Genomic DNA, 23,670 nt, shown 5'->3' on the forward strand with positions numbered 1-23,670 from the left:
CGACCCCCGGCGGCGCCCTGCACGGTGGCCGCGGCTCCCAGCCGCAGACTAGCGTTTTCGGCCGTGAGCAGGTTGCCGCCGGCCAGCTTGAGCGTGCCGAGCACCGTGGCATCCGATTCGAGCGTGGTACCCGCGGGATTATCGAGGCGCAGGTTGAACAGCGCCGCGCCGTGCATGCTCAGCACGTGGGGCGCTGTGCCTAGGCCCAGCAACACCACGGTGCTGCGGCCAGCGTCCCAGCGGGCTCCAGGAGCATTACGCAGGTCGCCCTCGTCGATGAAGAGGCGGCTGAGCGGCTGATCCTGGGCAGTCAGCAGGCTCAGCTCCCCGGCATTTTCGACGTCGCCGCGCAGGTAGCGCAGGGAGTCGGCAATGGTCAGCACCCCGCCGGGGCCGTTGTAGAGGGCCTGCGCCCGGCCGGCCTGCGGAACCAGCGCCCAGCACAGCACCAGCAGAGCCAGCAGCTTGGGCGGTTCGAAGTAGTTAAAGTATCGGTTCATGGTCCTGCGCATTAGATGGCAACCCAAGTGGTGCCGTCGTAGATGAACATGCGCGTCTGACCAATGGCCAGCGTCAGGGTAGTGTTGAGCGTCAAGGCTCTACCGGTATCATTACGTAAGTAAATGATACGCCCGGTCGTATTGTTGGTCGTCGGCAACGTAGCGGTGGTTGCGCTTCCTCCTTTCAGGGTTACGTAATTGGCCACGCTGAATGCCGTGTTTAAATCAGTTGAGCCGTTCACCGCTACTGTCGTGGGGTTGACCGTGGCAGCTACTGGCCCAGCTGGCCCAGCTGGCCCAGTGGCGCCCGTAGCACCAGCCGGTCCGGTCGTGCCAGTAGCCCCCGTAGCTCCGGTAGGCCCAACCGGCCCTGTCAGGCCCTGAGCGCCTTGATCACCTTTAGCGCCTGTTGCGCCAGTGGGTCCTGCGGGCCCGGCTACGCCCTGAATTCCTTGGTCTCCTTTAGCGCCGGCTGGGCCTTGGGCGCCAGTTGCGCCCACAGCGCCTTGCTCACCCTGTGGGCCAGTTGCGCCTTGTGGGCCGACAGAACCGGTTTCGCCCCGTTCACCCTGCGGGCCGGCTGGGCCAACTGGTCCAGCAACGCCCTGCGGGCCCATGGCACCCGTAGCACCGGTTTCCCCTTGCGGACCCTGAGCCCCCGTGGCACCTGCCGGTCCGACTTCGCCTTGTGGACCTGCCGCACCGGCGACACCTTGCACACCCTGGTCGCCTTTGGCACCGGCGGGGCCTTGCGGGCCAATCTCTCCTTGGTCACCTTTGGCGCCGGCGGCACCCGTGGCTCCGGTTGGACCTACTTCGCCTTGTGAGCCCTGGGCACCAGTTGCGCCCGTGGCACCGGTAGCGCCGGTTTCGCCCCGCTCACCCTGCGGGCCAGCTGCACCAACGGCGCCTTGTGGACCCATTGGCCCCGTGGCTCCGGTAGCTCCTATTGGGCCTGCTGGTCCGGTTGCGCCGGTGTCGCCTTGCGGGCCAGCGGCGCCGGCTACGCCCTGCTCACCTTGAGCGCCAGCAGGGCCTTGGGGACCAATGTCGCCCTGGTCTCCCTTGTCGCCCTTCGCTCCGGCGGCGCCCGTTGCACCCGTTTCGCCTTGTGGGCCCTGGGCACCGGTTGCGCCAATGGCACCCGTGGCTCCCTGAGGGCCAGCCGGTCCGGCCTCACCCGTATCTCCTTTGTCACCTTTCGCACCAGCGGCACCTATGGCCCCGGTTTCTCCTTTTGGACCGGCGGGGCCAGTAGCGCCAACTTCCCCCTGCGGACCTGCCGGGCCGGCGGGACCCATATCACCGGTAGCTCCCTGAGGACCTACGGCGCCTTGTGGGCCGGCTACTCCCTGTTCGCCGGTATCACCTTTCGGACCTTGGCTACCCATTGGCCCGGCAGAGCCAGTGGCACCCGTCTGCCCGGTCGCACCCATTGGGCCAGCAACTCCCTGTTCGCCCTGCGGCCCGGCAGCTCCCGTGGCTCCGGTAGCGCCCTGGTCACCCTTAGCACCTGCCGGGCCCGTGGCACCCATTGGACCAACAGCACCCTGCTCGCCTTGTGGGCCAGTAGCCCCGGTCTCCCCCCGTTCGCCCTGCGGGCCAATTGGGCCGATTGGTCCAGCAACGCCCTGCGGTCCGGTGGAACCCATCGGACCAATTTCACCCTGCGGCCCAGTGGCCCCGGTAGCACCCGTGGCTCCGGTAGCTCCTATTGGGCCTACTGGTCCGGTCGCGCCGGTATCGCCTTGCGGGCCCTGAGCACCGGCCGGGCCAATGTTGCCCTGCGGGCCGGCGGGGCCAGCTGCTCCCGTTTCGCCTTGGGGACCAGCTACCCCTTGTTCACCTCTGGGACCCGTGGCACCCGTTGCACCCACTGCGCCGACGGAACCCGTGGCACCCATGGGGCCCGCCACACCTTGTGGCCCGATTTCGCCTTGGTCGCCCTTATCACCTTTCGCGCCCGCGGCCCCGGTAGCGCCGGTTGGCCCCACTGGACCTGTTGCTCCCATTGGCCCCGTAGTTCCCGTGTCACCTTTCTGGCCCTGGGGGCCGGCAGCACCCGTAGCACCTTGCGGACCCATCATCCCAATTGCGCCCTGCGGACCAGTGTCGCCGGTGTCCCCCTTGTCGCCTTTGGCACCCTGCGGGCCGGTAGCGCCAGCAGGGCCGGCTACGCCGTTAAGGCCGTTGGTGCCGTTGTCACCTTTGGGGCCCGCAGGCCCCTGGGGCCCCGTGGCACCCATCGGGCCGGCCGCACCGGTAGCGCCGTTGAGGCCGTTGGTGCCGTTAGCGCCTTGAGGACCCGCCGGGCCCTGCGGGCCGGTGGCGCCGGTCAGACCTTGCGGGCCCTGAGCACCCGTGGCGCCGTTCAGCCCGTTCGTGCCGTTGTCGCCTTTATCACCTTTCGGGCCCGTCGCGCCCTGGGAGCCGGCGGGGCCAGCCGGACCAACCGGCCCGGCTACGCCGTTAAGGCCATTAGTGCCGTTGTCGCCTTTCGGACCAGCGGGACCCTGGGGACCCGTAGCCCCGGTAAGGCCCTGAGGGCCAGCCGGGCCGGTAGCGCCATTTAAGCCATTGGTGCCGGCATCCCCTTTGGGACCTTGCGTGCCCTGGGGGCCAGCTGGGCCCGTAAGCCCAATATCGCCCTTCGCTCCGGCGGGTCCGGTAGGGCCTTGCAGACCCTGCGGACCCACGGGACCCGCCGCCCCAGTAGCTCCGGCCGGACCGGCTGCGCCCGCCGGGCCCGCCGCTCCGGCTGTTCCCTGAATACCTTGCGGCCCCTGCGCTCCAGCTGCTCCAGCCGTTCCCGGGTCCCCTTTAGGCCCCGCCGGTCCAGCAGGTCCAGCAATGGTGGGCAGGGTGACGGCATTGGTAGCGTTTAAGCGGAGCGTGAGGCCGGTCAGGGTGAGCTGGTCGAGCGGCTGAGCCGACAGCAGCCCGTTGTTATCCGCCACCACCATGCGCTTACCGCCGCCGCCCAAAGTCGAGAGGGTGGTGTTGCCGACCACTTTTAGCGTGCCGCCCAATGAGCCGGAGCCGTCGATGCGGAAGGCCGCGGACTGGTCGGCCGTGGTCTGGTTCTGAATGTAGTCCAGTTTGGCGGCGGCCTTTTCGGCGCCCGGATTGTTGGGCAGGGGGGCCGCGCTGACCGTATGCCATTTCTCGACGCCGACCGGGGCGCTGCTGGTAACGACCCGCACCCAGCTCACGGGCGCGTCGCCTTTGGCCCCGGTTCCGCCGGCATTGTAATACAGGCCCGCGCCCCCCGGCAGCGCACTGCTGGTATTGAAAATCATCAGCCCGGTCGCCGGGTTGGCCACGGTGGTGTTATCGGCGGCCGAAGTAAGGGCGACGCGTGGAATCAGCAGGCCGCGGTTGCTGCTCGAAATGTCGAGGGCAGCAGATGGATCGGGGGTGCGCGTGCCGATGCCAGTCTGGGCATACCCCAGATTAGCCACCGATACACACCCAGCCACCAATAAGAGCCTCAGCTGAGGCGCAAAACGGGTCCACGTGTTCATAAGGTGTGGGTTTTTTTGTGATATAAGAGTGTTTTTATGTCACTATTCTGACATAAAGTGCATATATATGTTAAATAAGTCAAAATAATAAGTAAAATTATGCAATTATTTATTTGAGTAGAAGCTTGCCTATTAATGATATTTATATAATTATAAAAATATTAAATATAACTTTTATACAAGAAAAAGATGTTTCAGCGCGCTGAGCAAGGATGGCATCCGCAAGGCGCCCTAGACCGGAATGGGGCTGTAGCGGAAAAAGAACATTTGGAAGATGATTCTCCGGTGTTGGCCAGCCACTTGCCACGCAACCGGCAACCCGGTGGCTTCTCCGCGGGCTGCCCGCGCTGCTGTTTTCGAACACCCTGTCCGTTTCCGGACGACGGCCGGGTGCCTGGATAAAACAAGATTTGATGTAATAAATTGATTATGAGTGGTTTGCTGATTTGGTATGCGCCTTGAAGGATAGGTGCTGAACTCCGGCATACCCTGCACGAAATCGGACAGTAGCCAGCGGCCACCCCGCTCGGCTAGTAAGACTCTAGCAACTACCTCATGAAGGCATTATTGGCGCTCGGACTGCTGCTGACGCTGACCGGCCCGGCCTCGGCGCAGTCGGCCATCGAACTGCAGGACGTTATCGGGCTGGCGCTGGGGCAGTCGGCCGTGGCCCGGCAGGCCACTACCGCCCGCGAAGTCAGCCACTGGCAGTACCGGGCCTACCAAGCCAATTATCGGCCCCAGCTGGCTCTGCAGGGCGTGGTGCCCAACTTCAGCCGGGTAATTTCACCGGTGGTGCAGCCCGACGGCACCATCGATTTTCGGGCCGTGCGCATCAACAACGCCAACCTGGGCCTGACCCTGACCCAGGCCATCGGACTCACCGGGGGACAGGTGTCCGTGAGCTCGGCCGTGCAGCGCTTTGACGACTTCAACCGCAGCGCCCGACTCTACAACAACCAGCCGGTGGGCATCGGCCTTGCCCAGCCCATCGGGCGCTTCAACGGCCTGCGCTGGGCCCGCCGCCTTGAGCCGTTGCGCTACGAGGAAGCGGGCCGACAATACGTGGAGGAGCGCGAAAACATTGCCCAGCGTATCACGGAGCTATATTTCGACGTGTTGTTGCAGCAGGTCAATGCCGACGTGGCCCGGCAAAACGTGCAGGCCACCGCGGAAATGTACCGCCTGGGGCAGGAGCGGTTTCAGCTGGGCCGCCTTTCGCAGAGCGACCTGCTGCTGCTGGAACTCAATGTGCTCAATGCCCGCCAGGCGCTGGTGCAGGCCGGCCTCGATGCCGAAAACGCGGCCCTCACCCTGCAAAGCTACTCGGGGCTGCCCGCCGCCACGCTGCGCCTGGCCGTGCCCGCCACCCCGCCCCGGGCGGTGGTGGACCCGGAGCAGGCCCTGGCGCAGGCCCGCCAGAACCGGCGCGAGCCGCTGGCCTTCCGCCGCCGCCTGCTGCAGGCCGAAAGTGACGTGGCCCAGGCTCGGGGCAGCACGGGTTTCCAGGCCACGCTCCAGGCTAACTTGGGCTACGTGAACAGCGCCCAGAGCTTCTGGACCACCTACGCCAACCCCCAGCAGCAGCAGCAAGTCAGCCTGGGCTTCGCCGTGCCGGTAATCGACTGGGGCCGGCAGAAAGCGGTGGTGAAGTCGGCGGAGTTGAGCCGGGAGCTGGTGCAGCACACCGTGGCCCAGGAGCAAGCCACGTTTGAGCAAACCGTGCTGACCCAAGCCGCCCAACTCAGCAGCCTGCAGGGGCAGGTGACGCTGGCGGCCCAGGCTGATTCCCTGGCCCAGCGCCGCTACGATATTGCCCAGGCCACCTATAAAATCGGCCGCACGAGCCTGACCGACCTCAACATTGCCCAGGCCGAGAAAGACCAAGCCAAGCGCGCCTACATCGGGGCACTGCGGGCGGGCTGGGTGGCTCACTACCGCCTGCGCGCCCTCACCCTCTACGACTTTGCCGGCCAGCAGGCGCTGTTTGAAACGCGGCTCTAGCTTTTGTTTATCCTTCTATTATACAGTTTATTACTCGTGTTTATCCACAGTCAGAGCGAGTAGAGAGTGGCCTCTGCTTTAGCTCGCATTAGGTTATAAAAAGCCCTTTACCGCCGCGGTGGTAAAGGGCTTTGTGTTGGGGGCAGAATGCAAACCGGGCGGGTGCAGCGGCTAGGCCGTAGCCGGCAGGCTGCTGTTCCAGATATCCTGGTGCAGCATCCAGTGGCCCTGCTGCTCTTTCCACACCACGAGGTACTTGCCCTGATCCAGCTGCTGGCCATTCTCGCTGAAGAGCGTGTAGGTGCCCAGCTCGATGGCCGTGTCTTCGAGCTCCTCCACGTCCCGGGTTTTGAGCTTCACCTGCTTGATGCCCATTTCCATGGCGCCCTGCCAAAAGGCCTGGATACCTGCCGCGCCCTCGATGGGCTCCATGCCCGTGGGCAGCAGCACGCCGGTGCTGGTGTAGAGGCGGGCAATGGCCGCCGCGTCGCCCCGGGCGAAGCTGGCTTCAAACGTGTCGTTGGCATGCCGGATTTCGTCGCGGATGCTGGTCGTGGTAGTGAGCATAGCTGGTGGGATTAGGTTGGTGAAAACTGCGGTAAGGGTAAGATGCAAAGAATCAGTGGTAATAAAAACTGAATCGGGCGGCTGCTGTGGGCCCGGCTGGCCGAAACTGACCAGTCCCGCCCCGGATTCGAACACGTTGTCCGTTTTCGGACAGATTCGGCCGGCCGTAGTGCGGGTGATTTTAAGGTAAATAGCTGTTGATTAACGAGTTTTGGTGTTGGCACAGCGCTTGGCAATACTCTGGGGAATCTGCTGTCGGGGCGCGCAAAACCGGACAGCTTTCCTAGGTCCCTAACTGCTTTTGCCATGAGCCTCGCCTCCGTTTCCCAAGTCCGCCCGCTGCCCGACGCCGCCACGGCCCCGGCCATTCTCAAGCTCACCGATATCGAGAAGATCTACCAAACCAAAACCATCGAGACGGTGGCCCTGAACCGCGTCAACCTGACCATCGGCAAGGGCGAGTTCGTGTCTATTATGGGCCCCAGCGGGTGCGGTAAGTCCACGCTGCTGAGCATCATCGGCCTGCTCGACGAGCCCACCAGCGGCACCGTCGAAATCGATGGGCGCCCCGTGGCGGCCTACTCCGACCGGGAGCTGGCCGCGTTGCGCAACCAGAAAATCGGCTTCGTCTTCCAGAGCTACCACCTCATCAACGACCTTTCGGTACTCGACAACGTGGAGCTGCCCCTGCTGTACCGGTCCGGGGTGGGGGGCAAAGAACGGCAGCAGCGCGCCCTGGCCGCCCTCGACAAAGTAGGCCTCAGCGCCCGCACCAATCACTTTCCCAGCCAGCTCTCGGGTGGGCAGCGCCAGCGCGTGGCCATTGCCCGGGCTCTGGCCGGCGGCCCCGAACTGATTCTGGCCGACGAGCCCACCGGTAACCTCGACTCGGTAATGGGCGAGGAAATCATGGACCTGCTGCTGACCCTGAACCGGGAAGATGGCGTGACCATCGTGATGGTCACCCACGACGAGCACCAGGCCCAGAAAACGGAGCGCGTCATCCGCTTCTTCGACGGCAGCCAGGTCAGCTAAGCGGTGAAATGGTGAGTCGGTGAACTGGTGCGCTATGATTCCGCCGGCACCATTGGCGCAGAACCACGCCGCCAAAACATCCAACTCACCACTTCACCATCTCACCCTCTCACCATCCAACGTATGCTTCTCAGCTACCTCAAAATTGCCTGGAAGGTGCTCATGCGCCGAAAGTTCTTTGCCGTCATCAACCTGTTCGGCGTCAGCTTCACGCTGATGATTCTGCTGGTGGTCATGGCCATGTTCGACCACCTGGTGGGCCCGGGTACACCGATAAAGCGCGTGGACCGCCTGCTGTTCGTGAACGTCATCCGGCACCAGCGCCAGGACGACCACGGCTGGATGAACATGCCGGCAAGCATTCATTTCGTGGACGACTACGTGCGGAAAATGAAAACGCCGGAGCTGGTGGGCATCTGCACGGGGGTGGTCAACGCCACGGCCTTTACCAAGAGCAAGCTGCTGCCGCTGGACGTAGCCTACACCGACGGCAACCTCTGGCGCATCATGGACTTTGACTTTCTGGGCGGGCGGGCCTTTACCGGGGCCGAAGTGCAGCAGGCTCAGCCGGTGTGCGTCATCAACGAAGCTACGGCCCGCGCCTACTTCGGCAGCTCCGCCGTGGTGGGGCGCACCATCGAAATTGACCTGAAGCGCTACCGCGTGGCGGGCGTGGTGCGCAATGTATCGGCCGCGCGCGTGTATGCCTACGCCGACGTGTGGCTGCCCTACACCCTGAGCGCGGACTACTACAAAGACAACCGCCTCAACGGCGTGTTTCTGCCGGTGCTGCTGGCGCCCTCGGCGGCGGCGGTACCGGCCGTGCGCGAGGAATACCGCCAGATGATGCGGCGGGTGGAAATCCCGAATCCGAAGGAAGTGAAGGCCGTGTATTCCTACGCCGACCCCATGCTGGCGGGTATCACCCGAGGGCTGCTCAACTACCAGGACCAGACCGTGGACGACGACAACCTCGATGTTTTTTACGCCATAGTGAGCGGCCTGGCGTTGCTGTTTATGCTGCTGCCGGCCCTGAACCTGGTGAACCTGAACGTGACCCGCATCCTGGAGCGCTCGGGCGAGATTGGGGTGCGCAAGGCCTTCGGGGCCACGGGCGGCAACCTGGTGGGCCAGTTTCTGGTCGAGAACGTGGTGCTGGCTTTGGTGGGCGGGCTGCTGGGGCTGGCGCTGGCCGCCGGGGCCCTGGCCCTGGTGAACGAGGCCCACCCAGTGGCCTACGCGCACTTCACCCTGAGCTGGTCGGTGTTTGGCTGGGGCATGCTGCTCACCCTGGTTTTTGGCTTGATGAGCGGCGTGTACCCGGCCTGGAAAATGTCGCGCCTGAACCCCGTGGCCGCCCTGCGCGGCGGCGGCGGCGAGCAGAAGTGAGTTGGTGAAATGGCGAGATGGTGAGTCTGATGCGCTGCGCGCTGCAGCGGTCCTCATCAAAATCAACGCCTTGTCAATTCGCAACTCCCTATTTCACAACTCCCCATTTCACCGTATGCTCCGCCACCTCTTCACTCTTATCTGGAACCGCAAGCAGGCCAATGCGCTGCTGATTTCCGAAATATTTTTCTCCTTCGTCGTGCTGTTCGGGGTGGGGGCGGTGCTCATCACCGCGGCCCGGAATTTCCTGGCCCCGCACGGCTTCGACTACGACCAGGTGTGGCGGCTGGAAGTGCGCGCCGGCCAGAACCGGAAAATGCCCCGCGCCGAGCTCGACGACGTGCTGCGCCAGGTGCAGGCCGTACCCGGCGTGCGCATGGTGGCCCTCACCAGCGGCAACGTCCCGTTCATCTTCAACACCAACAACTCGGTGTTTGAGTACCAAGGCAAGAAGTCGCCGGTGACTAATTACTACCATGCCGACGACCAGTACAACCAGGTGATGCGGTTGCACTTGCGCGAGGGCCGTTGGTTTGCGCCCATCGACGACGGCAGCCACCACCGCCCGGTCGTCATCAGCCAGGACCTGCGCGAAAGCCTGTTCGGCAATGGTCCGGCCCTGGGCAAAATCTTCACCTGGGAAAACCCTGGCAAAGACCCCATCAATTACCAGGACCAGTTTCTGGTGACCGGCGTGGTCGACCCGGTGCGCATGGAAAGCGACTTTTCAGCTCCCATTCCCTCGATGTGGCAGCGCCTGCTGCCCTACGACACGACCCATTGGGAAACGGCCAATGTGCTGGTGCGCGTGGCTCCCGGCTCGGCCGGCGAATTGCAGGAAAAAATTGCCCGCACCGTGGCCGGCGTCACGCGCCAGTGGACCAGCCAGGTGCGCGTAATCAACGACGAGCGCCTGCACCGCCGCCGCTACACGTTGGTGCCGGTGGTGGGGCTGTGCATCATCGGCTTGTTTCTCATCGTTAACGGAGCGCTGGGGCTATTCGGGGTGCTGTGGTACAACATCAGCCAGCGTCGGGCCGAAATTGGTCTGCGCCGGGCCATGGGCGCCACGGGCGCGGGCATCGGCTGGCAGTTTCTGGGCGAGATGATGGTAGTGACGACGTTTGGGGTACTGCTGGGGGGGATGCTGGCGGCGCAGTTTCCGCTGCTCCACGCTTTCAACCTGCCCGCGCAGCCCTACCTGATGGCCATTGGCGCAGCGGCGGCGGCGGTGTATGCCATTACGGCCATCTGCGCCTGGCAGCCTAGCCGGCTGGCCGCCGCCATCCAGCCCGCCGTAGCCTTGCGGGAAGAGTAATCCGCGGCCATTTTTACCGCCTTTTCCGGGTTGCCGGCGCGAATCCCCGGCCGGTGCTCGATTTTTTGCCGCCCTTTTCCGTCCTTCGTTCCTGCCCTATGATTTTAATAGTTGATGATGATCTGGCCGTCCGGACCTCGCTGGGGCTGCTGCTCAAGCAGGCCGGCTACGCTACCCGGGCCGTAGCCACGCCCGCCGAAGCCCTGCAGGTGGTGGAGGCCACGCCCCCGCAGCTGGTGCTGATGGACATGAACTACTCGCTGGAAACCTCCGGCCACGACGGCCTGCAGCTGCTGGGCCAGGTGAAGCAGGTGGCCCCCCAGCTGCCCGTGATTCTGATTACGGGCTGGGGCTCCATCACCCTGGCCGTGGAAGGCATCAAGGCCGGGGCCGCCGAGTTTGTGACCAAGCCCTGGAACAACGACGCGCTGCTCCAAACCATCCGCACCATCCTGAGTCTGCACGAGGCTCCCGCCGCCGGCAGCGCCGCCCTGAGCCGCCGCGACCTGGACCGGCAGTTTAACTTCCGCAGCATCGTGGGGCAGGACGCCCAGCTGTTGCAGCTGCTGCGCAACGTGGGCCAGGTGGCCGCCACCGATGCCTCCGTGCTCATTGAGGGCGAAAGTGGCACCGGTAAGGAGCTTATTGCCGAGGCTATCCACCACAACAGCCACCGCCGCCAGCAGCCCTTCGTGAAAGTCAACCTGGGCGGCATCTCGGCCTCGCTCTTCGAGAGTGAGATGTTCGGGCACCGCCGCGGGGCCTTCACCGACGCCAAAACCGACCGGGTGGGCCGCTTCGAGCTGGCCAACAAGGGTACCATCTTCCTCGACGAAATCGGGGAGCTAGATATAAGCTCCCAGGTGAAGCTGCTGCGCGTGCTCCAGGACCGCACCTACGAGGTGCTCGGCGACAGCCGCGCCCGCAGCCTCGACATCCGCGTGATCTGCGCCACCAACCGCAACCTGGCCGAGCTGGTGCAGGAAGGCCGCTTCCGCGAAGATCTGTTCTACCGCATCAACCTGATAACCGTGCGCCTACCGGCCCTGCGCGAGCGGCCCGACGACATTCCGCTGCTCGTCAACCACTTTGTGCAGAACCTGCGCACCACCTACCACCGCCCGGCCCTGAAGGTGGGCACCCGGGCTTTGCACTGGCTGCGCGAGCTGCCGTTGCCGGGCAACATCCGGGAATTGAAAAACCTGGTGGAGCGGGCCGTGCTGGTCAGCGGCAAGGATGAGCTGGGCCCCGAGGACTTCCAGGCCCAGTTTCACAAGGCGCCCGCCCGGCCCGCCGGGGAGCTGCCCGCCGTGGGTTCCATGACCCTCGACGAGCTCGAAGCCCAGATGATCCGCAAGTCCATGGAGTTTTACGGCGGCAACGTGAGCCGGGTGGCCAAGGCCCTGGGCCTTAGCCGGGGCGCCTTGTACCGCCGACTGGAAAAATACGCCATTCCGTTCGACGCCGAGAAAGGCAGCTGATGTCCGAAGGATAACGCTTGTTCCAGTTCTCCCGGCTGCGGCGGAGAGCCGGCTGCTGGCGGAAGCCCTACCTTGCCTACATGACCCTGCGCGCCCAGTTTCTGCTTTTCGTAACCCTGATTCACGGCGTGCTCATCGTGCTGGCCGCGCAGGTGATGCGCACCAACGCCCCGCTGTTCATCTGCCTGGAGCTTGTGCTGCTGGCCTCCGTCTACCTCACCGTGCAGCTCTACCGGGGCTTTGTGCGGCCCTTCCAGCTGATTGCGGCCGGCACCGAAGCCATTCGCAGCAAGGACTTCTCCATGAAGTTTGTGCCCGTGGGCCAGCGCGAAATGGACCAGCTCATCAACGTTTACAACGACATGATTGACGAGTTGCGCCAGGAGCGCGTGACCCAGCACGAGAAAAGCTTTCTGCTGGAGCGTTTGCTGCAGGCCTCCCCGGCCGGGGTGCTGCTGCTCGACTTCGAGGGCCGCATCGAAACCCTGAATCCGGCCGCCGCCCAGTATCTGCAGCTGCCCGCCGCCGCCGTGCTGGGCCTCCGCCCCGGGGAGCTGCCCGGCGCCTGGGGCGCGGCGCTGGGCACGTTGTCGGCGGGCACGGGCCAGGTGGTGCGGCTTTCGGGCATCCAGACGTACCGGGCCCACTGCTCCCACTTCCTCGACCGGGGCTTTTCCCGCAACTTCATTCTGCTGGAGGAGCTGACCCAGGAGCTGATCCGGCAGGAAAAGCAGGCTTACGAGCAGCTGATCCGGATGATGTCGCACGAAATCAACAACTCCATCGGCGCCATCAACTCCATCCTGCAAAGCTTCGCGCACTACACCCCCCAGCTGCGCCCCGCCGACCAGCCCGACTTCACCGAGGCCCTGGAGGTGTCCATTGGCCGCAACACCCACCTGGCCAACTTCATTGCCAACTTCGCCAACCTCGTGCGCCTGCCCGCGCCCAACCGCCGGCCCTGCGACGTGCACGAGCTGCTGCGGGCCATTTGCCGCCTGCTGCTGGTACCGAGCGAAAACCGCCATATCCGCTGGCACTGGGAGCTGGCGCCCGGGCCGCTCTGGGTGAGCCTCGACCACCAGCAGCTCGAGCAGGCCGTGCTCAATATTGTCAAAAATGCCCTCGAAGCCATCGGCGAAAACGGCAACCTGACCATCCGCACCACCGCCGAGCCGCCCACGCTGGTAGTGCTCAACGACGGCCCCGGCATTGCGCCCGACGTGCAGCAGCGGCTCTTTACGCCCTTTTTCAGCACCAAGCGCGACGGGCAGGGCATCGGCCTCACCCTCATCCGCGACATTCTGCTCCAGCACGGCTTCCGGTTCCGGCTCGAAACCCAGGCTGACGGCCTGACGGCCTTCACCATCTGGCTGCGGGCAACGGAGTAAAACGGCGGAAAGCCGGTTTTTTCGCCGACCTTTCGCGTCATGCCTGCTCGTTCCCGCTCCCTGCTGTTTCGCGCCCTGCACCGCCTCGGGGCCCTTGCCGCGCTCTGGCGCATTCTGATTGCCTTGGCGCTGGGGTTCGGGGCCTACCAGCTCGCGCCCGCCGACACCCACCTGACCGGCCGGCTGGTGGCGGGCTGGGATGCTTTTGCCGCCGCGTCCCTGCTGCTGCTCTGGGCGGCCATCCTCACCGCCGCCCCCGACCATATCCGCAGCGTGGCCACCAGTGAAGACCCCGGCCGGGTGGCGTCCTTTGTGTTTATCGTCTGCGGGGCCTGCGCCAGCTTTCTGGGCGTGGTGCTGCTGCTGCGTACCATTCACGCCCTGCCGCCCGCGGAGCTGCTCACGCACGCGGGCATTGCAGTGGCGGCCGTAGCGCTGGCCTGGCTGCTGCTGCACAGCGTGTTTACGCTGCGCTACGCCCATATTTTCTACAATCCCGGCGGCCACGCCAACGGACAGGAGGGCGGCCTCGAGTTTCCCGGCGGCGAGCAGGACCCCGATTACCTGGACTTCGCCTACTTCTCCTTTGTGGTGGGCATGACCGCCCAGACCGCCGACGTGGGCATCAGCAGCCGGCACCTGCGGCGCATGGCGCTACTGCACGGTATTCTCTCGTTTGGCTTCAATACGGCCGTGGTGGCGCTGAGCATCAGCGGCGTGGCAGGCGTCCTCTAGGCCGGCGCGCTAGGCGTGGGCGTGACAGTAGGCGTCGGCGTCGAGCAGGGTCGGGACGATAGGGGGGCGGGTGGTATCGGGCAGCTTCCGGAATAGCTGCTGCAGCCCTTCGTCGAGGTGGCAGAGGACGAGCGGCATGTGGCGGCGACGCAGGCGCTGGTAGTACCTGAGCAGCAGCGTCAGGGCCTGCTGGGAAAGCTGGTGAATGTGGCTGCAGTCAATCCAGATGTAGGATTTGCCGCTGCGGGCCGCCTGCCGCAGCAGCTTGGCCAGGGCCACCTCTTCGGGCAGCTCGGCGTTTTCGGCCAAGATCAGCAAATAGCTGTCGGGCAGAATTTCGTGATAAACTTCCAGCGCGGGCATGAGGATAGGAGTTTGGTAGAAAGCGGGTTCGGTAGAAAGCAGTTCAGCAACAGTGGATTAGCGCGAAATAGGGCGTAGGTTGGTATACGTTGCCGCCGGCACTTAGGTCATGCTGCCCGTAAGCCGTACCGCTGCGCACAGTTTTTTCAACATGCAGACTATCAACGTGCTATTTAGCTGGTTTAGCCCCTCGCTTTGCCTAGCCGGCCCGGGGCTGGACGAAGCGGGGGGCTAGCGGTGAATGGCGGGCGGCAGGGGCAGCGCGTACTGCTCCCCGGCGCTGAGCAGGTGCAGGCGCAGGTTGCGGATGGAAAAGGGGGTGTCGTTGCCGATGTCGTAGATGTTGGTGGCCGTGCACTCGTTGCCTTCCAGCACCGTAACCAGGCCGCTGCCGATAACCTCAATCTGGTAGCCTTCCCGCACCACCACGCCCGTGTCTTCTTCCAGGCCCAGACCCAGGCAGGTGGGGTTGGTGGCAATAATCTGGGCCATGCGCGCTATGCGGCCCCGGGCAATGAAGTGGGTGTCGACGGCCACGTCGTGCAGAAACTGCAGCCCGGTGGTAATAGCAATTTCGCCCTTGCGGAAGCCCGCGTCGTTGCGGCCCTCGTAAATCATGGGCGTCGACATGGCCGTGGCGCCGGCGCTGGTGCCGCCAATGACAATTCGCTCGTGGGTGTAGCGCTCCTTCAGGCGCTGGAGCAGCCGCGTACCGCCCAAGATGGCCGTCAGGCGCAGCTGGTCGCCGCCCGTAAACCAGAAGCCGGCGGCTTGCTCCACCAAGTCCAGGCTTTCCGGCTTGTTAGCATCGGCGCGGGTGAGCACCTCGAGCGTGACCACGCGCCGACTGCCCAGGTGGTGAAACACCTCGCGGTAGTTGCGGGCGGCCTCCTCGGGCTCCGACGAGGCGGTGGGCACCACCAGAATCAGTGGGTTGTCGCCGGAAAGCTCCTCAACGAAGCGCTGCAGAATGCCGTCGGTAACGAAATTGCGGTTCCGGTCCTGGTTGGAGCCTTTCTCGGGTACTTCGCCCTTGTTTTCGTGGCCGCCCACGGCAATCAGAATACCTCGGGGAACGGGGCAGGCAGAGTCGGCAGGGGCTGGGGAAGAAGACTTTTTGCGAGTAGACATGCGGAGTGGAATAAGGCAAAACGTCAGAGAACGATGCCCATAATTCGAGCGGCAGCCCCCGCGGGTTGCCGTCGGCCCATCTGCGTGGCCGGGCGGCGGAAGAGCGAACTACGCTTCCTTCTACGCCAGCTGTGGTGTGAATATGAGTTCGTTAGCCCGTAAAGGAACTGTGCGCCGCCGGGCGTAGTCGGCGCGGGGGCCGGGCGAAAATCCGTAGTCTACCCGGTAAGATCAGTATATATGCGGAGGGCCACTTGCGGCGACACGTCTAGCCCCGGCCCTAGTCGATCAGGCCCTGGTTGACGGCGTACTTGATCAGGGCGGCGGTGTTTTTGGCCTGGGTTTTCTCGATGATATTCTGCCGGTGCGTTTCGATGGTACGCTTGCTGGTAAAGAGCTTGTCGGCAATTTCGGCGTTGGTGAGGCCTTCGGCAATGAGCTTGAGCACCTCCAGCTCCCGGCCCGAGAGGTCGTTGGGGGCCTTGGCGCCGTGGTCCGGGGCTTTTTCCGGGGTGAGCTGGGTGAGCTTGCGCAGCAGGTCCAGCCCGATTTCGGTGCACAAAAATGGCCGGCCATCGGCCACGGTGCGAATGGCGTGCATGATTTCCGCACTGTCGGCATTCTTCAAGATGTAGCCCATGGCCCCGCCTTCCAGAGTGCGCGACACGTACTTCTCGTGGTCCAGCATCGACAGAATCAGCACTTTCACCTCGGGGTAATGCTCCCGTAGGTGGGCCAGGGTGGCAAAGCCGTCCATGCCCGGCATGTTCAGGTCCAGCAGCACCACGTCGGCGGGCGTGGTCGCCAGCAGCTCGAGCAGGGCTTCCCCGCTGCCGGTTTCGCCCACTACCTGCAAATCGGGCTCCGCGGCCAGCAAAGCCCGGATTCCCTCGCGCAGAATAGTGTGGTCATCGGTCAGGATAATGCGAATCATGGGCGGACGTTGCATGGGGCGAGGGTACGGGGCGGGAATACTTTCACAACGCAACTGCCCGAGCCATGGTTTAACGCGGCGGGGCCGAGTCGGGGCTGGCGCTAGAAATACGGAGGGCGGAGTCGGCCCCGCAACTTGGCCGGCTTGGTACGGAAAAAGCCTGTCTCACGCGGCATGAAACAGGCTTTGGCGAAAAGCTGGTGGCCCCGGCGAGAATCGAACTCACATCTAAAGTTTAGGAAACCCTTGTTCTATCCGTTGAACTACGGGGCCAAGGCCAAGGGCCTGGCAAAGGTAGGCCGAATCAGGTGGTGACCCAAACCCGCCGCGGCCCGCCCGGCGCATAGCCGCAGCCCGCGGGGTGCCAACTGACGGTTTTCTTTCCTAGCTTTCCCCTCTATATGGGTTTATTGGATGATATGCATGCCGCCCGCCGCGCCGCCGGGCATCGGCCCGCGGCCCCGGCCGAGGCCGACGCGCACGGTATGGTGCCCGCGCTGCTCTTTATTCCGGACATCAGCGGCTTCACGCGCTTTATTCAGGAGTCGGGCAGCCCGCTGGCGCCCCAGCTGATTGCCGACCTGCTCGAGATTCTGATTGAGGCCAACATGCTCGGCATGGAAGTCAGCGAAATTCAGGGCGACGCCATCCTGTTTTACCGCCTCGGGCCCCCGCCCCCGGTGCAGGAACTCGTCACGCAGTGCCGCCGCATCTTCCTCGACTTCCAGAACTACGTGCGCCTCGTGGAGCGCGACACCGACTCGGCCCTGAGCGCGGCCCTGCGCCACCACGACCTGACCATCAAAATCATCGTGCACTACGGGCGGGTAAGCGTGGCCCAGATCCGGCAGTTTGTCAAGCTCATGGGCCGCGACGTAATCGTGGTGCACCGCCTGCTCAAAAACAACATCACCGGCAGCGAGTACATCCTGCTCTCCGACGGCTACTTCGAAACCCAGAACCCGGCCGAGGTGGCCCGCAGTTTTTCCTGGACCCGCCTGCTGCGCGGCACCTGCTTGTATGACTACCTGGGCGAGGTTTGCTTCCGCTATGCCCACCTGTCGCCCCTGCGCTTGCTGCTCAACGGCCAGCAGAACGGCGGGCTCACCCAGGGCAGTCAGCGCAACGCCATCAAGGTGCAGTGCGCTATTCCGGTGCCGGCGGCGTACGCTCTGCGCGTCATCAGCAACTTCCGGCTGCGGCCCAACTGGATGCCCGGCGTGCGCGACGTGCAGTACGACGTGACCAAAGCCGGCCGCCTGGGCACGAGCTACAAGGTGCAGTTCAACCGCGGCCAGATTGACTTTCAGGCCGTGCAGCGCTTCGAAGATGCCACCCGCATCGAGTACGTGGAGAAGATTTCCCTGTTCCGGCTCTTTCCCAACTCCCTGCTGTTCTACTTCATCGAGCCCGTAACCGACCAGGGCTGCCTAGTGACCCTGGAGTTCCGCTACGGCTACGTGGCCAGCTCCCGCCGGCTGGTACGCTTCGGGCAGCTGCGGCGCATGAAGCGCTTTCTGGCCGTTTCGGCCCGTCAGCTCGCCGCCCTCTGCGGCCACATGGCCCACCGGTGAGTTAGTGCATTGGTGATTTAGGGAGTTTGATGGTCGAACGGCGCGAGGCTGCGCCAGTAGTGCCAGCAGAACAACAATTCGCTAGGGCCCTAACTCACTGAGCCACCGCTAGGCCTTATACAGCATGGCGATGCCGAAGGAGAGAGCCGTCAGGATCAGGCCGACCATGAAGATAGTGTAGCTGATGCGCAGCAGGCGGTACTTGCGGGTCAGCACGTCGCCGAGGTAGTAGATGTCGGTGACCATGTTGGTGTAAAGAGCATCCTTTTCGCGCATGATTTCGGTCATGCCGTGCTGGAAGTCGTCGAGGCTGAGCTTGCTGAAGTTGCCGAAAAACAGCAGGTTCACCCGGCGGTTGGTAGCAATCTGGGGGCTGCGCTTCAGCCACTTAAAGCTCGTCACGTCGGGCTGGGCGCACAGGATGGCCGTCACGACCGAGCCCAGGGCCGTCACGAGCAGAATGCCCATGGGCACGCCCAGAATCGGGTTTTTGGCAAACAAAGAGCCCAGCGCCGCCGTCTTGCCCATCTTGGCCCCGGCGTAGGTGATAATCACCGACATGAGCACCGCATTGAGCGAAATCATCATGTTGGCTTTCTTGTCGGCCATATCGGACAGCTTCATGTGGTTGCTGTACATGGTCCGAAACATGGTTTCGATGCCCCGCTTGGGCTCGGCGAAGGTGCCGGTGCTTTCCTCTTCTTTCTTCTTGACCTTCTTCTCAGTCTTCTTTAGCAGCTTGCGCTGCTGCTTGATGTTGTCCTTGAACTGGTCCTTGTAGCGGTCCTTGGCCGCGTCGGTATGAAACTTGGCCGCAAGCAGGAAGTTGAGCTGAGTTTCGGCCCACTCGGTGTTGGAGTAGCACTTGCCCAGCATGGTTTCCCACTCGGCCCGCAGCAGCTCGGCATTCGAGAAAAAGTCTTCCCGACCCATGCTGCTCATGTCGGCGTCCACCATCAGCTCCTGCAGCTCGGTTTCGGCGGCCTCGTCGCGGTGGGTGGCCCGGATAACGTCCTTGATAACGGCAATCCGGTCGGCGGGGTAACCCTGCTCGGTCAGCCATTGCTGGGCCATTTCCATGCTGCGGTACTCGTGCCCGTCGTAGACTTCGGTGTAGCCGGTATCGTGAAACCAGGCCGCCAGCACCAGCGCCTCCAGGTCGGCGTCGCCGAGCTGACTGGCTTCGCCCAGGGCCTTGGCTTCCTTGACCACGGCCGCCGTGTGCTTCAGCGAGTGGTACACCAGTTGGCGCGGCAATTTCTCCTCGAAAAGGGCCGTGACGTAGGATTTGGCCTTTTTCAGGATTTCGGCTTTCGCCGGCTTCATCGTTTCGATTGTTTCCATGCAGGGGAAAAAGAATGCGGGACAGCGGCAGCACCGCCCCCCTAACCGCCTTAGAACGCGAATCTGATGCGGAGGTTTTTCTTGGCCCAATGTCGGGCTAAGCCCAACCGCAGCCCAACCGTCTGCGTACGGACCGGTCAACGTCCTCCGCGCCTGTGCGTATTGCTAAGTTTACGTCATTTTTCGCAACTGCGCGTCCCGCCGCGAGGGCCCTCATGTACTGCCGATCCGCTTTTTCCCCGTTCCCCGCTTCCATATGAGAAGACATTTCCTGTTCTGCTGCCTGCTGTTGTGGGGTAGTCTGAATACCGCCCTTGCCCAGAAGACCCAGACGCCTCACCCCACCCGGCCCAACTACCACCACGGGGGAGAAAACTGGGAAAGCAAGACCCCACCCGACAGCTCCCGCATCCGCTATTCCATCTTCCTGATTGGCGACGTGGGCAAGCCCGCGCCCAAGGCCGACGGCGGCGAGCCTTCGCTCAACTTTCTGCACCAGCAGATTGTGAAGGCCGGCGCCAAGAGCACCACCATCTACCTCGGCGACAATATCTACGAGTACGGTATGCCCCGCGAGGGCGCCTACGACCGCAAGGCGTCGGAGGAGCGCATGATTGGGCAGCTCGACGCCCTGCGCGGCTACGCCGGCGAGAAGTACATGATTCCCGGCAACCACGACTGGAAGCAGGGCCTCAGCGGCGGCGTGGAGCAGGTCAACCGGGAGCAGGCCTTCGTGGAAAACTTCCTGACGTCTGATTCGGCCTCCTTCGCCTACACCGGCGACTTTTTCATCCCGCGCAACGCCTGCCCCGGCCCGTTTGAGGTGCGCGTGCAGGACGACGTGGTGATGATTGCCGTGAACTCGCAGTGGTTTCTGCAAACCAACGGGGAGCGGCCCTACGGCTCGAACAGCGGCTGCGGCGTGGCCAACGAAACCGACTTCTTTACCCAGCTCGAAGACATCATTCAGCGCAACGCCGGCAAGAACATCATGGTGGTAGCTCACCACCCGATTTACTCCGACGGCATCCACGGCGGCTACTTCACCCTGGCCGACCACTTTTTCCCGCTGTCCATTGTCTATAAATACGCCTTTTTGCCCCTGCCCTTTATCGGGTCCATCTACCCGTTTGCCCGTAAGTACGGCGGGGTAAGCCAGGACATTGCCCACCCCCAGTACCAGGCCTACAAAAAGGGGCTGGAGGAGATTTTCAACAAGTACCCGAACCTCATCTACGCCTCGGGCCACGAACACAACCTGCAATACTTCAAGGTCAACTCCTGGCACCAGATCATCAGCGGCTCGGGCTGCAAAACCCAGCACGTGCGCGCCGGCAGCGGGGCTAAGTCCATGTTCTCGGACAAGGAAAAGGGCTGGTCCCGGGTAAATTACTACGACAACGGCGAGGTCTGGACCGAGTTCTGGATTCCCAACGACAAGGGCGAAAGCGGCCGCCTCGTGTTTCGTACCCCGCTCTACGCCAAGCAGACGGCCGCCGTGGTGCAGAAGCTGGAAACTAAGCAGGTGAAGCGTCCCAACTTCCGCGACAGCACCATCACGCTGGCCGTGAAGCCCGAGTACAACGACCACGGCAAGTTTCACAACTTCCTGTTCGGGGAGCACTACCGCAAGGAGTGGGCCACGCCGGTCAAGTTCAACGTGCTTGACATGGCTACCGAGCAGGGCGGCCTGGAAGCCTACAAGATTGGCGGCGGTAAGCAGACGGCCTCGCTGAAGGTGCGTAACGAAGCCGGCCGCCTGTTCACCATTCGCGGCATCAACAAGGACCCCGGCGCGGTGCTGCCCGAGGCCCTGCGCGAAGGTGCCGCGGCCGACATCCTGCAGGACCAGATTTCGGCCCAGCACCCCTACGCTTCCTTCGCCATTCCGCCCCTGGCCGATGCGGCCAAGATTCTGCACACCAACCCCAAGCCCGTGTACGTGCCCCAGGACCCGCTGCTGGGCCAGTACCTGGAGCGCTTCTCCAACACGCCCGCCGGCTTCGAGGAAGACGCCAAGGATGACCAGAGCAACGTGGCCTCGCTGGGCAATGCCACCAACCTGGTCGGCACCGACAAGGTGCTCGAGCGCCTGCAGGACGACAACGACAACCGCGTCAACGAAAAAGCTTTTGCCCGCTCCCGCCTCTTCGACATGTGGATTGGCGACTGGGACCGGCACGAGGACCAGTGGCGCTGGGCCGAGAAAAAAGACAAGGACGGGGACCGGAAATTCACCGGCGTACCCGAAGACCGCGACATTGCCTTCTTCAAAGGCGACGGGCTGCTGCCCTACCTGGCCTCGCGCAAGTTTGCGGTGCGCAACTTCCAGAACTTCGGCTACGACTACGCCGACTACAAGGGCCTGAACCTGACCGCGCTTTCCAACGACCGGGCTTTCCTGGCTTCCGTAACGAAGGAGGACTGGGTGAAGATTGCCGAAGACATGAAGCGCGACCTGACCGACCAGGTGATTGAGCAGGCATTCCAGACCCGCTGGTCGAAGGAAATCTACGCCCTGCACGGGGCCGAAATCGTGGCCAAGCTTAAGAGCCGCCGCGACCTGCTGCCCCAGCTGGCCGGCGACTACTACAGCACCCTCAACCGCATTGCCGAGGTGAAGGGCAGCAAGAAGCGCGAGAAGTTTGTGGTGACCCGCCTGGATGGCGGCAAAACCCGGGTGCAGGTCAACAAGATCAACAAGGAAGGCAAGGTCAGCAAGGAGCTGTTCGACAAGACTTTTGACAAGCAAACCAAGGAAATCCGCCTCTACGGCTTTGCCGGCCAAGACACCTACAAGGTTACGGGCCAATCCAACGGCGGCTCCATCGTGCGCATCATTGCCGGCACCGACCGGGACTCCATCGTGGACGACTCCCGGGTGGGGGGCCTGTTCCGGCACAAAACCCAGGTCTACGACGGCGACTCGGGCAACGTGATTGTGCCCGGCAAGGAAACCCGCCTGCGCCTAGAACCCGGCATCGACGTGAACCGCTACGATGTGCACCCGCGCGGCAACCGCGGCGACTATAACCTCAACTACTTCGGCCCGGCCGCTTACTTTGGCTACAACATCGACGACGGCATCTTCGTGGGCGGGGGCGTCACGTACCGCACCTACGCCTTCCGCAAGACGCCCTTCGCCACCCAGCAAACCCTGGCGGCCAACTACGCCCCGGCCCGGGAGGCCTACAACGTGCGCTACACCGGCAAGTTCACCGAGGTCTTTGGCAAGTTCAACCTCAACGTGAACAGCCAGCTCTACGGCCCGCAGCTGCTCTACAACTTCTTCGGCATTGGCAACGACACGAAGAACTTTGCCCAGAAAAACGACCGGGACAACGTGACCAACCGCACGGTGACCAACTCCTACCGGATCCGGTTTTCGCGCTTCTACGTGTCGCCGACCCTGGAGCGCGACATCTTCAGCTTCCTCAAGGCCGGCTTCGGACCGCAGTACGACCAGTTCCGCGTCGACCGGGACCAGATTGGCAGCGTCATCAAAGATAGCCTGAACGCCACGGGCGGGCTGGAAAACCGCCGCTTCGGCATTCGCGCTTCCGACTTCGGGATGAACCGCTACCTCGGCGGCCGGGTGTACTTCAACATCGACGCGGCCAGCTCCCCGATCAACCCGCGCATCGGTATCCGCTGGTACAACGAGGCTCAGTACAACTACCAGCTCAACGGCGAAAAGCTGAACTACGGCAACCTGAGCTCCGAAATTCGCTTCTACCTGAGTCCTAACGTCCCCTTCCAGCTCACCTGGGCCGGCCGCCTCGGCGCCAGCCGCGCCCTCGGCGACTACCGCTTCTACCAGGCCAACACCCTGGGCGGCACCACCAACCTGCGCGGCTACCGTCGCACCCGCTACTCGGGCCGCAGCTCGACCTACGCCAACGCGGAAGTGCGCCTGCAGCTGTTCACCTTCAATGCCTACCTCGTGCCCGGCAAATTCGGTATCCTGGGCCTGGCCGACGCGGCCCGCGTGTACTCGTCGAACGACGTGACCACCGGCCTCAAGGCTTTCCACACCGCCGTCGGTGGGGGCGTCTGGGTCGACGTGCTCAAGCAGGCCGTCATCAACGCCACCTACTCGGTCGGGGAAGAAAAGCTCGTCTTCGTCGGCTTCGATTTCCTGTTCTAGGTGGTTTAATGCGTTAGTGAGTAAGGGCGCTGGTGGCCAAATAAGCGAAGCTTACAACGTCCCGCTCTTTTTTCGCAGAAAGCCCCGGCGTAGGCCTACGCCGGGGCTTTCTGTTGCCCGCCGGCCCGTGCCCGGGCCCCGGCGTTTCATCCCTTCGCCATTTCACAATTTCACCATCTCACTACTTCACCGCTGCGGCTATCCTTTTTTTCGGATTCCCGTTTAGCCCATCA

At 63.5% G+C, this 23,670-nt stretch carries 17 protein-coding genes and 1 tRNA gene; 10 read left to right on the forward strand and 8 right to left on the reverse strand.

All coding sequences use genetic code 11. From position 1 onward, the window contains the following. Both EWM57_RS08570 and EWM57_RS21550 read right to left on the reverse strand, forming a co-directional pair. Nucleotides 1-500 (reverse strand): hypothetical protein (locus tag EWM57_RS08570; protein WP_129920731.1); only part of this gene is annotated, 500 nt, incomplete at its 3' end. 11 nt (nt 501-511) lie between these two features. After that, a complete protein-coding gene (locus EWM57_RS21550) occupies nt 512-742 on the reverse strand; it encodes a hypothetical protein (RefSeq protein ID WP_242510021.1) in 231 nt (76 codons plus the stop codon). Between the two features lie 210 nt (nt 743-952). Here EWM57_RS21550 and EWM57_RS21555 point away from each other — a divergent pair, with 210 nt between their 5' ends. Together EWM57_RS21555 and EWM57_RS08580 are read left to right on the forward strand one after the other, a co-directional pair. After that, nucleotides 953-1,327 (forward strand): hypothetical protein, encoded by a 375-nt coding sequence (locus tag EWM57_RS21555; RefSeq protein ID WP_242510022.1) that lies wholly within the window; start codon nt 953-955, stop codon nt 1,325-1,327. 3,252 nt (nt 1,328-4,579) lie between these two features. Further along, nucleotides 4,580-6,028 (forward strand): TolC family protein, encoded by a 1,449-nt coding sequence (locus tag EWM57_RS08580; RefSeq protein WP_129920732.1) that lies wholly within the window; start codon nt 4,580-4,582, stop codon nt 6,026-6,028. Nucleotides 6,029-6,199: 171 nt separating this feature from the next. Here EWM57_RS08580 and EWM57_RS08585 read toward each other — a convergent pair whose 3' ends face one another. Then, on the reverse strand, nt 6,200-6,595 hold the full coding sequence (locus EWM57_RS08585; RefSeq protein ID WP_129920733.1) for a YybH family protein: 396 nt from the start codon (nt 6,593-6,595) through the stop codon (nt 6,200-6,202). A gap of 306 nt (nt 6,596-6,901) precedes the next feature. Between EWM57_RS08585 and EWM57_RS08590 the strand changes: the two genes are divergently transcribed. The 6 genes from EWM57_RS08590 to EWM57_RS08615 all read left to right on the forward strand — a co-directional run bounded on the left by EWM57_RS08590 (nt 6,902) and on the right by EWM57_RS08615 (nt 13,944). After that, nucleotides 6,902-7,630, forward strand: a complete 729-nt coding sequence (locus EWM57_RS08590; protein WP_394345408.1) for an ABC transporter ATP-binding protein — start codon at nt 6,902-6,904, stop codon at nt 7,628-7,630. Nucleotides 7,631-7,753: 123 nt separating this feature from the next. Beyond that, nucleotides 7,754-9,019, forward strand: a complete 1,266-nt coding sequence (locus EWM57_RS08595) for an ABC transporter permease (protein WP_129920734.1) — start codon at nt 7,754-7,756, stop codon at nt 9,017-9,019. A gap of 115 nt (nt 9,020-9,134) precedes the next feature. Beyond that, a complete protein-coding gene (locus tag EWM57_RS08600) occupies nt 9,135-10,337 on the forward strand; it encodes an ABC transporter permease (protein ID WP_129920735.1) in 1,203 nt (400 codons plus the stop codon). Nucleotides 10,338-10,435: 98 nt separating this feature from the next. After that, nucleotides 10,436-11,818, forward strand: a complete 1,383-nt coding sequence (locus EWM57_RS08605) for a sigma-54-dependent transcriptional regulator (RefSeq protein WP_129920736.1) — start codon at nt 10,436-10,438, stop codon at nt 11,816-11,818. 80 nt (nt 11,819-11,898) lie between these two features. Further along, entirely contained in the window at nt 11,899-13,209 is a 1,311-nt protein-coding gene (locus tag EWM57_RS08610; RefSeq protein ID WP_129920737.1) for a sensor histidine kinase, read from the forward strand. 39 nt (nt 13,210-13,248) lie between these two features. Further along, nucleotides 13,249-13,944, forward strand: coding sequence for a DUF1345 domain-containing protein (locus EWM57_RS08615; protein ID WP_129920738.1), 696 nt, complete (start codon nt 13,249-13,251; stop codon nt 13,942-13,944). Between the two features lie 9 nt (nt 13,945-13,953). Here the strand turns inward: EWM57_RS08615 and EWM57_RS08620 are convergent, their stop codons facing one another. The 4 genes from EWM57_RS08620 to EWM57_RS08635 form a co-directional block, all read right to left on the reverse strand. Further along, nucleotides 13,954-14,307, reverse strand: a complete 354-nt coding sequence (locus EWM57_RS08620) for an STAS domain-containing protein (protein WP_129920739.1) — start codon at nt 14,305-14,307, stop codon at nt 13,954-13,956. Between the two features lie 231 nt (nt 14,308-14,538). Then, nucleotides 14,539-15,438 (reverse strand): cyanophycinase, encoded by a 900-nt coding sequence (locus tag EWM57_RS08625; RefSeq protein ID WP_129920740.1) that lies wholly within the window; start codon nt 15,436-15,438, stop codon nt 14,539-14,541. Nucleotides 15,439-15,718: 280 nt separating this feature from the next. Further along, nucleotides 15,719-16,387 carry a response regulator gene (locus EWM57_RS08630; protein ID WP_242510023.1) on the reverse strand — a complete coding sequence of 223 codons (669 nt, stop codon included), beginning with the start codon at nt 16,385-16,387 and terminating at the stop codon, nt 15,719-15,721. Between the two features lie 183 nt (nt 16,388-16,570). Continuing rightward, nucleotides 16,571-16,645 (reverse strand) — tRNA-Arg (locus EWM57_RS08635). Nucleotides 16,646-16,791: 146 nt separating this feature from the next. Between EWM57_RS08635 and EWM57_RS08640 the strand changes: the two genes are divergently transcribed. Beyond that, nucleotides 16,792-17,946: a DUF2652 domain-containing protein gene (locus EWM57_RS08640; protein ID WP_165370457.1), complete on the forward strand. Its 1,155-nt coding sequence runs from the start codon at nt 16,792-16,794 to the stop codon at nt 17,944-17,946. A 108-nt stretch (nt 17,947-18,054) separates the two neighbouring features. Here the strand turns inward: EWM57_RS08640 and EWM57_RS08645 are convergent, their stop codons facing one another. Then, nucleotides 18,055-19,290: a Pycsar system effector family protein gene (locus EWM57_RS08645; protein WP_129920742.1), complete on the reverse strand. Its 1,236-nt coding sequence runs from the start codon at nt 19,288-19,290 to the stop codon at nt 18,055-18,057. Between the two features lie 256 nt (nt 19,291-19,546). Here EWM57_RS08645 and EWM57_RS08650 point away from each other — a divergent pair, with 256 nt between their 5' ends. Then, nucleotides 19,547-23,437 carry a metallophosphoesterase gene (locus EWM57_RS08650; protein WP_129920743.1) on the forward strand — a complete coding sequence of 1,297 codons (3,891 nt, stop codon included), beginning with the start codon at nt 19,547-19,549 and terminating at the stop codon, nt 23,435-23,437. Nucleotides 23,438-23,670: the final 233 nt, after the last annotated feature.

The organism is Hymenobacter persicinus, assembly GCF_004167665.1.
GTDB classification, from domain to species: Bacteria; Bacteroidota; Bacteroidia; order Cytophagales; family Hymenobacteraceae; genus Hymenobacter; species Hymenobacter persicinus.